The organism is Albimonas pacifica, assembly GCF_900113695.1.
Lineage (GTDB): Bacteria > Pseudomonadota > Alphaproteobacteria > Rhodobacterales > Rhodobacteraceae > Albimonas > Albimonas pacifica.
This window is the reverse complement of the sequence record NZ_FOQH01000019.1, coordinates 18,097-30,182: the sequence shown is the minus strand read 5'-3', so window position 1 is coordinate 30,182 and position 12,086 is coordinate 18,097. Positions and strand designations below refer to the sequence as shown.

Genomic DNA, 12,086 nt, shown 5'->3' with positions numbered 1-12,086 from the left:
TTCACCGTGCAGCTGATCGCCCCGATCGCGATGGAAGAGAAGCTCCGCTTCGCCATCCGTGAAGGCGGCCGCACCGTGGGCGCGGGCGTCGTCTCCAAGATCCTGAAGTGATCCCGCGCGCCCCGCGGGGCGCCTGAGACGCAGACCTCGGAAGGGCCGCAGCGGATGACGCTGCGGCCCTTTCGCCTTCCGGGACTTCCCTTCGCGGACGCGACGGGCGAGCCTCGCGGTCCTCATTCAAGGCGTGGGCCGCCGCGCCGCCTCCCGGGTTTCACGATGATCCTTTTCCGCCTGCGTCCGTCCCGCCATGCCTCCTGCGCTCGCGGCGGCGGGGCCGTCGCCCTGCGCCGCCTCGCGCCGGCGCTGGCCCTGCTGCTCGCCGCCTGCGCCCAGGGCGCCGGTTCGGCTCCAGACGCCCGGCCGGACGATCCCGAGGTCCTCGCGCGCGCCCGGCTGATCGTCGAGGCCTTCGTGACGGAAGAGGTCTACGCAGAGATCGTCGAGACGTCGCTCGACGCGAGCCGCGCGACGTCCGTCGCCGAGGTTCGTACGGCCGGCTTCACGCCGGGACAGGCGGAATCGCTGGTCGACCTGATGGACGAGGTGGCCTTGGCGGCGCGCGGAACGGTGGTCGACGTCTTCAGCGAGATCATGGTGCAGACCTGCAGCCCGATAGAGCTGGACCTCGCGGTTCCGGGCCAAGGCCTCGGCCCCTGCGCCCGGATCCGCCCCGAGGCGCTGAGCGCCCGCTCGGACGACAGGTTGCACCGGGTCTTCATTCCGATGCTGCTGGAGGACTGGATGGCGGCGGTGGAGGCGAACCGGCTCGAGTTCGGGATGACCCTCGAGCAGGCGGCCGAACTGCGCCTTGCGGTCGAGGCGGAGATCGCCGCCTTTCGCGACGCCTGACCGGGCGGACGGTCATTCCGGTTTCGAGGCCGCATAGACCGCTTCACGGAAAGATCAAGGCCGACCATCAAAGTTTAATCGACCTTAAACCCCGTTCACGTCAGACTCGGGCCTTCGAACCCCAAGGCCGGAGGTCCAGATGAGCCGAGCCCGCACCCGTCCCGTCCTGCGCCGCGCGGCGGCCCTGTCGCTGAGCCTCGCCGCGGCGCTGGCCGCCGCCGGTCCCGCCGCCGCCGCCGCCTGGAGCCGGGCCGCCGACCACACGGTCGCCGCCGAGCCCGCCTCCGACGCCTGGGCGCTGGCCGCGGCGCTCAGCGACGGCGGGCTGACGGACAAGGTGCTGGGCAAGACCGCGCCGCTGGTCGCCCGCTCGCTGGCGCGGGTCGAGGCGGTGGGGCCCGCGATCTCCGACGACGCCCGTCCCCTGCTCGAGGCGCTGGTGGTGGACCTGCTGCGCGGCCAGATCCGCGGCCGGCTGATCCCCGCGCTGGTCGACGCCTACCTCGACAGCTTCTCCTCGGGCGAGCTCGACGCGATGATGAGCCGCCGCCTCGCGCCCGAGGCGCCCGGCGCCCAGCCCGACCACACCAGCTTCCTGCGCCAGGTGAACGGCCGGCTCGGCGCGATCTCGATCGAGGCGCTGGGGGAGAGCTTCGCGGCCGGGCGCGACCTTGTCGCCCGCGACCGCGCCGCCCTGCCGGTGGCCGAGCCCGACCGCGCCGCCGCGATCGAGCTGCTCGACATCCTCGCCCGCCTGACCGAGCGCCACGCCCAGCAGCTTTCCGCCCGCTGAGCGCCGCTCACGCCCTTGTCGGTTGCGGCGCCGCCGGCCAGCGTCATCCTGACCGCTCCGGCCGGCCCGGCCGCAGGGACAGGGAGACGACCATGGACGGCGACCAGACCTCGCCCCGCCGCCTCACCGCGGCGGACTTCGACCAGGAGCTTCTGGACCTCTACGACTTCTACGCCCACGGCCGGATCTCGAAGCGCGAGTTCCTCGACCGGGCCGCGAAGTTCGCCGTGGGCGGTCTGACCGCCGCGGCGCTGCTGAACGCGCTGAAGCCCGACTACGCGCTCGCCCAGCAGGTGCAGTTCACCGATCCCGACATCGTCCCCGAATACGTCATGTACCCCTCGCCCAACGGACACGGCGAGGTGCGCGGCTACCTGGTGACGCCCGCGACGGTCGAGGGCCCGATGCCCGCCGTGCTGGTGGTCCACGAGAACCGCGGTCTGAACCCCTATATCGAGGACGTCGCCCGCCGCGTCGCCAAGGCCGGCTTCCTGGCGCTGGCGCCCGACGGGCTGACCTCGGTCGGCTTCTACCCCGGCAACGACGACGAGGGGCGCGAGCTGCAGCGCCAGGTCGACCCGCAGAAGCTGATGAACGACTTCTTCGCCGGGGCCGAGTGGCTGATGGGCTATGAGCGCTCCACCGGCCGGGTCGGCTGCGTGGGCTTCTGCTACGGGGGCGGGGTGTGCAACGCGCTGGCGGTGGCCTACCCCGAGCTCGGCGCCTCGGTCCCCTTCTACGGCCGCCACCCCGCGGCCGAGGACGTGGCCCGCATCCAGGCCCCGCTGCTGATCCACCTCGCCGAGCTCGACACGCGCATCAACGAGGGCTGGCCCGCCTACGAGGCCGCCCTGAAGGCCGCCGGCAAGAGCTACGAGGCGCATATCTACCCGGGCGTGAACCACGGCTTCCACAACGACTCGACGCCCCGCTACGACGCGGCGGCGGCCGAGCTCGCCTGGACGCGCACCCTGGCCCATTTCGACCGGCATCTGCGCTGAACGGCCGGGGCCCGGCCCGGCCGGGCCCTCAGAGCTTCCAGAAGAAATGCGCCCCGATCTCGGCCATCAGCCGGGCCCGGCGGGTCCAGGAGGGGCGCACGGTGCGGTTGTGGAACATGGTGGCGCCGCCGGTGGGGTCCTCGACCTCGCCCGACAGCACCTTCTGGGCCACGTTCAGCGACTGGGCGTATTCGCGCGCATGGCCGGCCTCGTCCGGGCGGCCGTCGCAGAACCAGCTGAACTGGCAGGGCCGGGCCGAGCCGCCCTGCTTGACCACCGCGCAGACGTCGTCGGGATAGCCCTCGGCCTCGGCCCGGTTCAGCACCACCCAGGCCACCGCCGTCTGCTCCCGATCACCGCGGCCGCGGCTCTCGAAGTAGACGGTGCGCGCGAGGCAGGTCAGCGGGTCCTCCAGCGGCGCGTCCGGGGCGCCGGGCTGCGGGGCCACCGGCAGGGTCGCGGCGGTCACCGGCCAGTCCCGCCGGCGCGCGCCCTCGTTGGCGTCCGCCGTCTCGATCGCGGCGCGATGGCCGGTGCGCGCATGGGCGACCGGTTTTGCGGCGTGCGGTTCGCCCTGCTCGAGCGCCATGCGCGGCGGGGCGTCGGGCGAGACGGCGCAGCCTGCGGCGAGCAGCGCCGCGGCGGCGAGGGCGGGAAGGCGTGGCGTCATCAGGGCGTCCTGGCGGCTGCGATCGGGCGGACCCTCCGGCGGCTCCGCGGCGAAATTCAGGCGCCGGACCTGCGACGCGCGCGCCCAGTAACCGCGGCTTGCGGCCCGCGGGCAAGAGGGTTCGCGCAGCGCCGGCCTTCCGTTGCGGAAAACAAGCGCGCCGACGGCTCCCGCCCCCGCGGGAATCGCCTGCCGCCAGCCCCGCCGCCGCCCCTGCGAAGACCCGCGCCCGCTTCCCCGGGCGCGCCCCGACGCTCGGCCGCCCCCGCCCGCGCCGAGGCGCGGTCCCGGGCGCCGGCCCCCCGCCCTGCGCGGTCCTCCCCCTCCGCCCCCGCAGGCGCCCGCGAGGGGGACGGCAGGGCGGGGCGATGCGGCCGCGCAGCGGACGCGAGGGCCGCCCGGCCGGCCCGCGAAACCCTTGCCCCGGTCCCGACAGGCCCCTAGCTTCCCCTCCACCGGCGCCGACCCGCGCCCCCCCTCGAACGCGCCGCCGATGGAGGAGACGATGGACCAGCCGCTCGCCTGACCCCGCACCCCCCCGGACCTCCAGGAGAGAGCGCCATGCAAGGCCTTCGTCTCGACGCCGCCGCGCGTCGCCCGATCCGACTGCCCGACGGCTCGGAGCATCCCAACGTCGTCCACCTCGCCCAGGTCATCGACCACCCCAACATCGAGGTCGGCGCCCACGCTTACGCCAACGACTTCGAGCCGGTCGACGACTGGGCCGCCCGCCTCGCCCCCTACCTTCATCCCGGCGCGCCCGAGCGCCTGCGCATCGGCCCCTTCGTGCAGATCGCCCACGGCGTGCGCTTCGTCACCGCCTCCGCCGATCACCCGATGCGGGGCCTCTCCACCTACCCGTTCCGCATCTTCGGCCCCGCCGCGCAGGCGGACTGGGAGGCGCTGTGCGGTCCCTTCCCGGACACCGTGGTCGGCCCCGACGCCTGGCTCGGCCACGGCGCCCTGATCCTGCCCGGCGCCCGGATCGGGGCGGGCGCCATCGTCGCCGCCGGCGCCGTGGTCGCGGGCGAGGCGCCGCCCTACGCGATCCTCGCCGGCAATCCCGCCCGCCCGATCCGCCTGCGCCTCGCGCCCGAGGCGATCGCGGCGATGCTGGCGCTGCGCTGGTGGGACCGGCCGAGCGACTGGATCGCCCGCCGCGCCGGGCTGATCGAGGCCGCCGACCTGCCCGCCCTCGTCGCCGCCGCGCGCGCCGACGGGGTGGCCGAGGGGCCGGCCGACAGCCTCCATTCCATCGACCTCGACGCCCTCGCCGGCGTCGAGGCGGTCGCGCCGCGCGCCTCGCGTGCAGCGATCCCGACGCAGCCGTCGCTCACGGAAAGGACCCGCCCATGAAGACCGTTCAGGCCGGCGCCGCCCGGATCCCCGCCCTGGGGTTCGGCACCTGGAAGCTGCGGGGGCAGGAGGCGACCGACATGGTCGCCCGCGCCCTCGCCGAAGGGTGGCGCCACGTCGACACCGCCCGCATGTACGGAAACGAGGCCGAGGTGGGCGCGGGTCTCCGCGCCGCCTCCGTCCCACGCTCGGACGTGTTCCTGACCACCAAGATCTGGCCCGACGACCACGCCCCCGACGCCCTGCGCGCGGCGGCCGAGGACAGTCTGCGCAGGCTCGGGACCGACCACGTCGACCTGATGCTGCTGCACTGGCCCTCGAAGACCGTGCCGCTGGAGGAGACGATCCCCGCCCTGAACCGGCTGGTGGCCGACGGGCTGGCGGCGAACGTCGGCGTCTCCAACTTCCCGCGCTGGCAGCTGCGCGAGGCGGCGCGGCTGTCGGAGACGCCGCTCGCCACCAACCAGGTCGAGTTCCACCCGTTCTTCGACCAGTCGGCGATGCTCGACCTGCTGGCGGAACTGGGCATGGCGCTGACCGCCTACATCCCGCTCGCCCGCGGCAAGGCGGCGAGCGACCCGACGCTGGCGCGCATCGGCGAGGCCCACGGCGCGACCGCCGCCGCGGTGGCGCTGGCCTGGATCCTGTCGAAGGGCGCGATCGCGATCCCCAAGACCGCGAACCCCGCGCGGCTGGCCGAGAACGCCGCCGCCCTCGACCTGACCCTGACGGCCGACGAGATCGCACGGATCGACGCGCTCGCGACCGGCCCGCGCCTCGTCTCCGACCCCTCGCGCCCCGAGCTCATGCCCGACTGGGACTGACGCCGGGGCCCGAAGGCCCCCGCCCGCGCCCCGCGGGCGCCCCGGGCCCGACCCCGGGGCCTCGCCCCGCCCGCCGCCCGGCGCGGCCGCGGGAACGGGGCGCGACGCGGGCCGCGGCGGCAGGCGCGGCCTTCGAGCCGCGGACGCCCGGCCACGAAAAAGGGGGGAGAGCCGGAGCTCTCCCCCCTTCGGGACGCCGGCGCGGGCCCGCCCGGGATCACTCGATCCGCGAGAGGCGCATGCGGTAGTACTTGCCGTTGTTGAGCTGGATGTCGGCCTCGATATAGCGCTGGCCGCCCTGCTGGAACAGGATCGCGTGGGCGTTCATCACCATGATGTGGCCCGACTTGGTGAAGGCGCCGGTCCAGCGCTCGACCGGGCGCTCCACCCCCTCCAACTCGACGCGCATCAGGCCGCGGGCGAGCGTCCCCTGCACGTCGGCGATGGTCAGGCGCGCGCGGCCGACGATGTCGCCCTCGGTCTCGAAGTAGCGCATGTTCATCAGCTTGAAGGGGCCTTCCCAGACGCCGACGTAGCGCGACGGGTCGGAGGGGTCCATGCGCACCTCGCGCACCGGGCCGCCGCCGCTCTCGAAGCGGCCGGCGGGCGGGGCGCCGGGGCTGTAGTCGTCGTCCTCGTCGGTGATCTGGGGGGAGTTCGACCCGTAGCGGGACGAGGCCGCCTCGGCCGGATCGGCCCCGGGCAGCGCGGCCAGCGCCGCCCCCAGCGCGAGGGCGCCCAGCGCGAGCCCCGCGGGGCGGAGCAGGCGGGCGATCAGGGTGTCGAGAGAGCGGGTCATGGCGGTCTCCTTGCTCGGTCTCCGGTCAGGCGGCGGTCCGGCGGGCGCGCGCGGCCAGGTGCCGGCTCACGATATGGCGCTCGCCGGCGACGCTGAGGCGGCGGACGGCCTCGGCGACGGGCAGCCAGACGGGGGTGTGGTCGGGCTCGACCGGCGGGCCCAGCGGGCGGCCGGCGCGGCACAGGTAGATGTGGCAGATCTTGCGCGCCCACATCTGGTAGTCGGGCATCCAGCGATACTGCTGGAAGGCGCCCAGGCGACGGAGCGGCTGCACGCTGTAGCCGGTCTCCTCGTAGACTTCGCGGGTCAGGGCGCGCAGCGGGCTCTCGCCCGGATCGACCCCGCCGCCGGGGAGCAGGAAGGCCTCGCCCTCGTTGGGGGTGGCGGCGAGCAGCATCCGGCCCGTGCGCGGACCCGAGCCGAGGATCGCCGCATAGGCGCCCGGTCGCTCGCGGTAGGGGGCGTCGGAACGCCAGGGATCTCCGAAACGGCGCATGGGCGCACCATCCGCCGCCGCGGCGGCCGCGGCAAGGGGCGCGGAGTCGCGGGGTCGGGGGCCGGCCGCAGGGCGGCCGGGCGCCGCGTCGGGCGGAGCGCCCCGGGGCGCGCCGCCGCCCGCGGCGCGGGGCGGGCGGTGCGCGCGGGGCGAGGACCCCGGCTGCGACGGGCGCCCCCGGCCGGCCGTCGGCGCGAGGGCCGGGGGTGCGGAGGACCGCCTGCGGGGCAGGCGGGCGCCGCGTCGGGCGGCGCGCGGGCGGGGCGCGCGCGCCCGCGGCGCGGGGCGGGCGCGGCGCCGGGGGCGAGGCGCGCCGGCGGCGGGGCGCGGCCCCGGGCGCGCGGCGGGGAGGGCTTGCGGCCTCCGCCCCGGGCTCCGCCGGCCACGGACGCGCCGTCGGCGACGCGCCGCGGGCGGAACGCCTCCCCCCGGCGGCGCGCCCGACGCGGCGCCTCCCCGGCCCGCGCCGCGTCGCGCCGATCGCCGCGGCCGCTGCGCGCTCGCCGCGCCCGGGGCGGCGCCTTGGCGTGACGCGGGCGCCACGCCTGCGGGCGGGGGCGCCGGCCGCAGGGGTGGCGTCGGGGCGCTCAGGATTCTATATGCGGCCCCGACAGGCCGGCCTTTCGCCGGCCCAAGGAGACTCCCATGCCGCTGGACCTTCATGCCGGCGGGCCCGCCGTTCCCCCGGGCGGCGCCCCCGGAGACGACGCCGTTCTGCCCTTCCAGCTCGACCGCTGCGACATGCGCGGCCGTGCGGCGCGGCTCGATTCCACCCTCGCCGCCATTCTCGGCCAGCACGCCTACCCGCGCCCCGTCGCGGGCCTCGTCGCCGAGGCCGCGATGCTGACCGCCCTGATCGGCCAGACCCTCAAGCTGCAGTGGCGCCTCAGCCTGCAGGTGCGCGGGGACGGCCCCATCCGCCTCGTCGCCACCGACTGGTTCGCCCCCGAAGCCGAGGGCGCCCCCGCCCGCATGCGCGCCTGCGCCGGCTTCGACCCCGAGCGCCTGGACGAGGCCGCCGAGGCCTTCCCCCAGTTCGGCAAGGGCTATTTCGCCGTCATCATCAACCACGGCTCCGGCCAGCCCTACCAGGGTCTGACCCCGCTCGCCGGCGGGTCGCTGGCGGCCTCGGCCGAGGCCTATTTCGCCCAGTCCGAGCAGATCGCCACCCGCTTCGCCATCGCCTCCGCCGAGGCGACCGCGCCGGGCGAGCCCGGCGCCTGGCGCGCGGGCGGGGTGATGCTCCAGCACATGCCCCCCGCGAGCCCCCTGCGGCCCGGCGCGGGCGGCTCGGGCGAGGACGGGGTGATGATGGCCGCCGACGTCGCCGCGATGGGCGACAAGGAGGAGGACTGGACCCGGGTCAACCTGCTGCTCGACACCGTCGAGACGCATGAGCTGCTGGGCCCCCACGTCTCGCCGGAGGAGCTGCTGGTGCGCCTCTTCCACGAGGAGACGCCGCGCGTCTGGACCCCGCAGCCGGTCGGCTTCGGCTGCACCTGCTCGGCCGAGAAGGTGGTCACCGCGCTGCGCCAGTATTCCTCGCGCGACATCGGCCACATGACCACCGAGGACGGCAAGGTCACCGCCGACTGCCAGTTCTGCGGCGCGCATTACGAGTTCGAGCCCGATACGCTGGGCTTCGACGCCGAGAATCCCGCCGTGGGCGACGGCGACAACGCGGGCGGCCCCTCGGCCTGACGCCGCCGCCGCCGCCCCCGGCCTTTCCGAGCGCCGCCCGCCCCCGCGGGCGGCGTTTTTCGTGCGCCCCGCCGCCGGGCGCCCCCGGTCCGCCCGCCGCCGGCGCCGGAGTGGCCGGGGGCGCGGGGAGGGCGATGATCGCGGGCGCCCGGCGGGCGGGCCGGGCGGCACGCCCGCCGCAGGCCCAGGCCCGCCCGCAGGGCGCCTGCGGGCCCGGGAACCCGGGCCGCGCGTCCGTGGGGAGAGGACGCGGAGCGCCGGCGCCCCGGGCGCGACCCGGGGCCGCTCGCGGCCGGCCGCAGGCGCGCCGCGGGAGTTGCAGCGTTGACAGCTGTCAACTTTGGGGGGAGCGGGGCGCGCGCCTCGCGCCCAGCCGGGGAGAGCTCAGCCGCGGGCGGCGGCGAGGAAGGCGTCGACCTCGGCCTGCGAGGTCGCCCAGTTGCAGACCAGCCGGCAGGAGAGCATCTCGTCGCCCGGCCCCTCGAGGGGCTGGTCGAAGGGCCAGAGGTAGTATTTCGCCCCGGCCCCGTGCAGCCGCTGGTGGGCCGAGCGGGGCAGGGAGGCGAAGAGCGCGTTGGCGTCCACCGGGTGCAGCAGCGTGGCGAGGTTGCCCTCGCCCAGGCCCGCCGCCAGCCGGTCGGCGGCGGCGTTGGCGCGGCCCGCCAGATCCAGCCACAGCCCGTCCGCCAGCCAGCGGTCCATCTGGGCGGCCACGTAGCGCATCTTCGAGAACAGGTGCCCGCCGCGCTTGCGGCGCAGCTGGAACTCCCAGGTCTTCGCCTCGTCGGCGTCGAAGAAGATCACCGCCTCGGCCGCCATCGCCCCGCACTTGGAGGCGCCCAGGCACAGCACGTCGACCCCCGCCTTCCAGGTCAGCTCGGCCGGCGTGCAGCCCAGCCGGGCGACGGCGTTGGAGAAGCGGGTGCCGTCCATGTGCACCGGCAGGCCCTCGGCCCTGGCGATATCGGCGAGCGCGCGGACCTCGGCGGGGGTGTAGACGGCGCCCAGCTCCGTCGCCTGGGTGATCGAGAGCGCGCCCTTCTGGACGTTGTGCACGCCGGCGCGGGCGGTGAACGTCAGCGCGCGGGCGAAGCCGGCGGGGTCGATCTTCGCATGGTCGCCCTCCAGCAGGGTCAGCTTGGCGCCGCCGGTGTAGAACTCGGGCGCGCCGCACTCGTCCTCCTCGATATGGGCGTTGCGGTGGCAGAAGACGGTCTGCCAGGGCTCGACCAGCGCGCCCAGCGCCAGGGCGTTCGCCGCGGTGCCGGTGGCGACCAGGAACACCTCGGCCGAGGGCGCCTCGAAGATCTCGCGCACCCGCGCCCGGACCGAGGCGGTGAGGGGATCGTTCCCGTAGGGCATCGAGGGCCCCTCGTTCGCCGCGATCACGGCCTGCATCAGCTCGGGCGCGGCGGGGCCGGCGTTGTCGGAGGCGAACATCATCGGGCGGAGGTCCTCGGGCTTGCGGGGGTCAGAGCGGCTTGTCGAGCGCGTGGTCCTGCAGGTCGTCCTCGTCGACGGAGGATTCGTGGATCAGCCGGCCCGGCGGGTTGCGCCCGTCGGCCGCGATCCCCGCGCGGCGCGTCGAGGCCGGGTCGCCGGTGACCAGCGGGTGCCACTCGGGCAGGTCGCGCCCCTCGGCCAGCAGGCGGTAGGCGCAGGTGGTGGGCATCCACGCCTTCGCCTCCTCGAGCGTGTCGGGGGTCAGGTTCACGCAGCCCGGCACCAGGGTCCGGCGCAGCGGGTAGTTGCGGCAGGAGCAGGTCCTGGGATCGTAGAGGCGGCAGTGCACGCGGGTGTACATCAGCTCCCCGTCGTCCTCGTCCTCCAGCTTCACCAGGCAGCAGCGGCCGCAGCGGTCGCACAGCGCCTCCCACTCCTCGCGGGTCATCTCGGCGAGGGGGGTGGTCTTCCAGAAGTCGGGCGCGAGGGTCATGTCGCGGTTGTGGCGCAGGCGGGCGCGCAGGTCCAGCCGTCTCGGGACCTATTCGCTCGCCTCGAAGCGCCGGCGGCGGCGCAGGATGACGCCCGCGGCGATCAGGCCGGTCAGGCCGACGACGGCGAAGACCTCCTCCCGCCCCAGGCCGAGGGCGAGCAGGACCATCGCGAAGAGCGAGCTCGCCACCATCGCGATCGAGTCGGTGATGTTGGAGCAGGCGACGAAGCGCCCCCGCTCGGCCGCGGGGGCTGCGTCGAGGTAGACGGCGTTGAGCGGCACGACGTAGAGCCCGCAGAAGGTCGCGAGCAGCACCGCGGCCCCGAGCACCGCCCAGGCGTCGCCGCGCGCGAGGAACCCGCCCGCGTCGAGCAGCGGCCCGGCGCGGTCGAGCCCCGCGCCGTAGGCGGTCGTCGCCAGCCAGAACAGCGTCGCCCCCGCCGCGATGCCCAGGGCGCCGATCGGGGGCAGGGCGAGGCCGATCCGGCCCCGCGTCGCCCGGTTGGTCAGCGCCGCGCCGAGCGCGAGCCCGGTCACGAAGGCCGCGAGCAGCACCAGGGCCGCGTCCTCGGAGGCGTGCAGCGTCTCCTTGGCGATGGGCAGGATCAGGGTCAGGAAGGTGGCGCCGGCGAACCAGAACCAGCTGATGCACAGGATCGCGAAGAAGGGGCGGGGGCGGCGGGCGCAGTCGCGCACCACGTCGCGGATGGCGCGGACCACGGTGACGTCGATCTCGGGCGCGCGGCCCTGGCGGGGGGCGCTCGGGGCCATGAAGCTCGCGGCGAGGCCGAAGAGGGCGACGGCCACGACCGTGGCCCCGACCAGCGCCGCGCCGCCGTCGAGCAGCGCGACCTTCAGCCCGAGGATCTGGCCCAGGATGATGGCGAGGAAGGTCGCCGACTGCACCAGCCCGGCGCCCGCCATCAGCTCGCGCCGGGCGAGGTACTGGGGCAGGACCGCGTATTTGATCGGCGCGAAGAAGGCCGACTGCGCGCCCATCAGGAACAGCAGCAGGTAGAGCAGGAAGATGTTCTCGAGCTGGAAGGCCAGTGCGGCGAGCGCCATCAGCACGACCTCGGCCCCCTTCACCCAGCGCATCATGCGCGCCTTGTCGACGCCGTCGGCGATCTGGCCGGCGACGGCGGAGAAGAGGGCGAAGGGCAGGATGTAGAGGGCGCCGGCCATCAGCACGTGCAGGTCGATGTCGAGCCCCAGCCGCTCGGCCAGCTTCCAGGTGAGCAGGGCCATGAAGCCGTTCTTGAACACCTGGTCGTTGAAGGCGCCGAGGAACTGCACCCAGAACAGCGGCCAGAAACGCCGCGCGCGCAGCAGGTCGAGCTGTCGCGGGGGCGGCCCGTCCCGATGCGCGCTCTCCCGCGCGTCGTCGGCTTCGCGCCCGGAGGCGGCGTCGAGGGCGTCCGGCAGGGCCTGCGCACGGGCGTCCCCGGAGGCGGGCTCGGCCGCGTCGTCGCGCTCGGTCGCAGGGGTCATGGGCGTCTCCGGCTGGTGGCGGGTCAGGGGACGCGCCCAGGCGGCGGAGGTCAAGGCCGCCCGCAGGGGCGCCGCGTCACGGCTGCGCGTGCCGCGGGCGGCGGGCCCGC

The 12,086-nt window shown here is 75.6% G+C and carries 12 protein-coding genes and 1 pseudogene; 7 read left to right on the top strand and 6 right to left on the bottom strand.

The features are described 5' to 3' along the window. The 4 genes from BM064_RS28410 to yghX form a co-directional block, all read left to right on the top strand. A partial coding sequence (locus BM064_RS28410; RefSeq protein WP_143103427.1) for an EF-Tu C-terminal domain-related protein occupies nucleotides 1–111 on the top strand: 111 nt, incomplete at its 5' end. A 165-nt stretch (nucleotides 112–276) separates the two neighbouring features. Continuing rightward, nucleotides 277–909: a hypothetical protein gene (locus BM064_RS25380; RefSeq protein ID WP_092866012.1), complete on the top strand. Its 633-nt coding sequence runs from the start codon at nucleotides 277–279 to the stop codon at nucleotides 907–909. Between the two features lie 139 nt (nucleotides 910–1,048). Continuing rightward, on the top strand, nucleotides 1,049–1,702 hold the full coding sequence (locus tag BM064_RS25375) for a hypothetical protein (protein ID WP_092866009.1): 654 nt from the start codon (nucleotides 1,049–1,051) through the stop codon (nucleotides 1,700–1,702). A gap of 92 nt (nucleotides 1,703–1,794) precedes the next feature. Beyond that, nucleotides 1,795–2,703 (top strand): YghX family hydrolase, encoded by a 909-nt coding sequence (gene yghX / locus BM064_RS25370; RefSeq protein ID WP_092866006.1) that lies wholly within the window; start codon nucleotides 1,795–1,797, stop codon nucleotides 2,701–2,703. A 28-nt stretch (nucleotides 2,704–2,731) separates the two neighbouring features. Here the strand turns inward: yghX and BM064_RS25365 are convergent, their stop codons facing one another. Beyond that, nucleotides 2,732–3,373: a cell wall hydrolase gene (locus BM064_RS25365; protein WP_092866003.1), complete on the bottom strand. Its 642-nt coding sequence runs from the start codon at nucleotides 3,371–3,373 to the stop codon at nucleotides 2,732–2,734. A 561-nt stretch (nucleotides 3,374–3,934) separates the two neighbouring features. On the opposite strand from BM064_RS25365, the pseudogene BM064_RS25360 reads away from it, so the two are divergent. Together BM064_RS25360 and BM064_RS25355 are read left to right on the top strand one after the other, a co-directional pair. After that, nucleotides 3,935–4,567: pseudogene (locus BM064_RS25360) on the top strand (LbetaH domain-containing protein); the annotation flags it as partial. Nucleotides 4,568–4,725: 158 nt separating this feature from the next. Then, nucleotides 4,726–5,553 carry an aldo/keto reductase gene (locus BM064_RS25355; RefSeq protein WP_092865997.1) on the top strand — a complete coding sequence of 276 codons (828 nt, stop codon included), beginning with the start codon at nucleotides 4,726–4,728 and terminating at the stop codon, nucleotides 5,551–5,553. A gap of 217 nt (nucleotides 5,554–5,770) precedes the next feature. Here the strand turns inward: BM064_RS25355 and BM064_RS25350 are convergent, their stop codons facing one another. Together BM064_RS25350 and BM064_RS25345 are read right to left on the bottom strand one after the other, a co-directional pair. Beyond that, nucleotides 5,771–6,352, bottom strand: a complete 582-nt coding sequence (locus BM064_RS25350) for a hypothetical protein (RefSeq protein ID WP_092865994.1) — start codon at nucleotides 6,350–6,352, stop codon at nucleotides 5,771–5,773. Between the two features lie 25 nt (nucleotides 6,353–6,377). Further along, a complete protein-coding gene (locus tag BM064_RS25345) occupies nucleotides 6,378–6,848 on the bottom strand; it encodes an NUDIX domain-containing protein (protein ID WP_092865991.1) in 471 nt (156 codons plus the stop codon). A gap of 645 nt (nucleotides 6,849–7,493) precedes the next feature. On the opposite strand from BM064_RS25345, the gene hslO reads away from it, so the two are divergent. Continuing rightward, on the top strand, nucleotides 7,494–8,549 hold the full coding sequence (gene hslO / locus BM064_RS25340; protein ID WP_092865988.1) for an Hsp33 family molecular chaperone HslO: 1,056 nt from the start codon (nucleotides 7,494–7,496) through the stop codon (nucleotides 8,547–8,549). 384 nt (nucleotides 8,550–8,933) lie between these two features. Here hslO and BM064_RS25335 read toward each other — a convergent pair whose 3' ends face one another. From BM064_RS25335 to BM064_RS25325, 3 genes are read right to left on the bottom strand one after another with little or no spacing between them, the layout of a single operon-like run. Next, a complete protein-coding gene (locus tag BM064_RS25335; protein WP_092865985.1) occupies nucleotides 8,934–9,992 on the bottom strand; it encodes a threonine aldolase family protein in 1,059 nt (352 codons plus the stop codon). Nucleotides 9,993–10,020: 28 nt separating this feature from the next. Next, entirely contained in the window at nucleotides 10,021–10,485 is a 465-nt protein-coding gene (locus tag BM064_RS25330; protein ID WP_092865982.1) for a YcgN family cysteine cluster protein, read from the bottom strand. Between the two features lie 48 nt (nucleotides 10,486–10,533). Continuing rightward, a complete protein-coding gene (locus BM064_RS25325) occupies nucleotides 10,534–11,976 on the bottom strand; it encodes an MFS transporter (RefSeq protein WP_092865978.1) in 1,443 nt (480 codons plus the stop codon). Between the last annotated feature and the right edge of the window lie 110 nt (nucleotides 11,977–12,086).

Bases quoted from the DNA above. Each gene is read 5' to 3' on its own strand.
- BM064_RS25350 (WP_092865994.1), bottom strand. From the start codon at position 6,352: ATGACCCGCTCTCTCGACACCCTGATCGCCCGCCTGCTCCGCCCCGCG.
- BM064_RS25365 (WP_092866003.1), bottom strand. From the start codon at position 3,373: ATGACGCCACGCCTTCCCGCCCTCGCCGCCGCGGCGCTGCTCGCCGCA.
- BM064_RS25380 (WP_092866012.1), top strand. From the start codon at position 277: ATGATCCTTTTCCGCCTGCGTCCGTCCCGCCATGCCTCCTGCGCTCGC.
- BM064_RS25375 (WP_092866009.1), top strand. From the start codon at position 1,049: ATGAGCCGAGCCCGCACCCGTCCCGTCCTGCGCCGCGCGGCGGCCCTG.
- yghX (WP_092866006.1), top strand. From the start codon at position 1,795: ATGGACGGCGACCAGACCTCGCCCCGCCGCCTCACCGCGGCGGACTTC.
- BM064_RS25345 (WP_092865991.1), bottom strand. From the start codon at position 6,848: ATGCGCCGTTTCGGAGATCCCTGGCGTTCCGACGCCCCCTACCGCGAG.
- BM064_RS25330 (WP_092865982.1), bottom strand. From the start codon at position 10,485: ATGACCCTCGCGCCCGACTTCTGGAAGACCACCCCCCTCGCCGAGATG.
- hslO (WP_092865988.1), top strand. From the start codon at position 7,494: ATGCCGCTGGACCTTCATGCCGGCGGGCCCGCCGTTCCCCCGGGCGGC.
- BM064_RS25355 (WP_092865997.1), top strand. From the start codon at position 4,726: ATGAAGACCGTTCAGGCCGGCGCCGCCCGGATCCCCGCCCTGGGGTTC.
- BM064_RS25325 (WP_092865978.1), bottom strand. From the start codon at position 11,976: ATGACCCCTGCGACCGAGCGCGACGACGCGGCCGAGCCCGCCTCCGGG.
- BM064_RS25335 (WP_092865985.1), bottom strand. From the start codon at position 9,992: ATGATGTTCGCCTCCGACAACGCCGGCCCCGCCGCGCCCGAGCTGATG.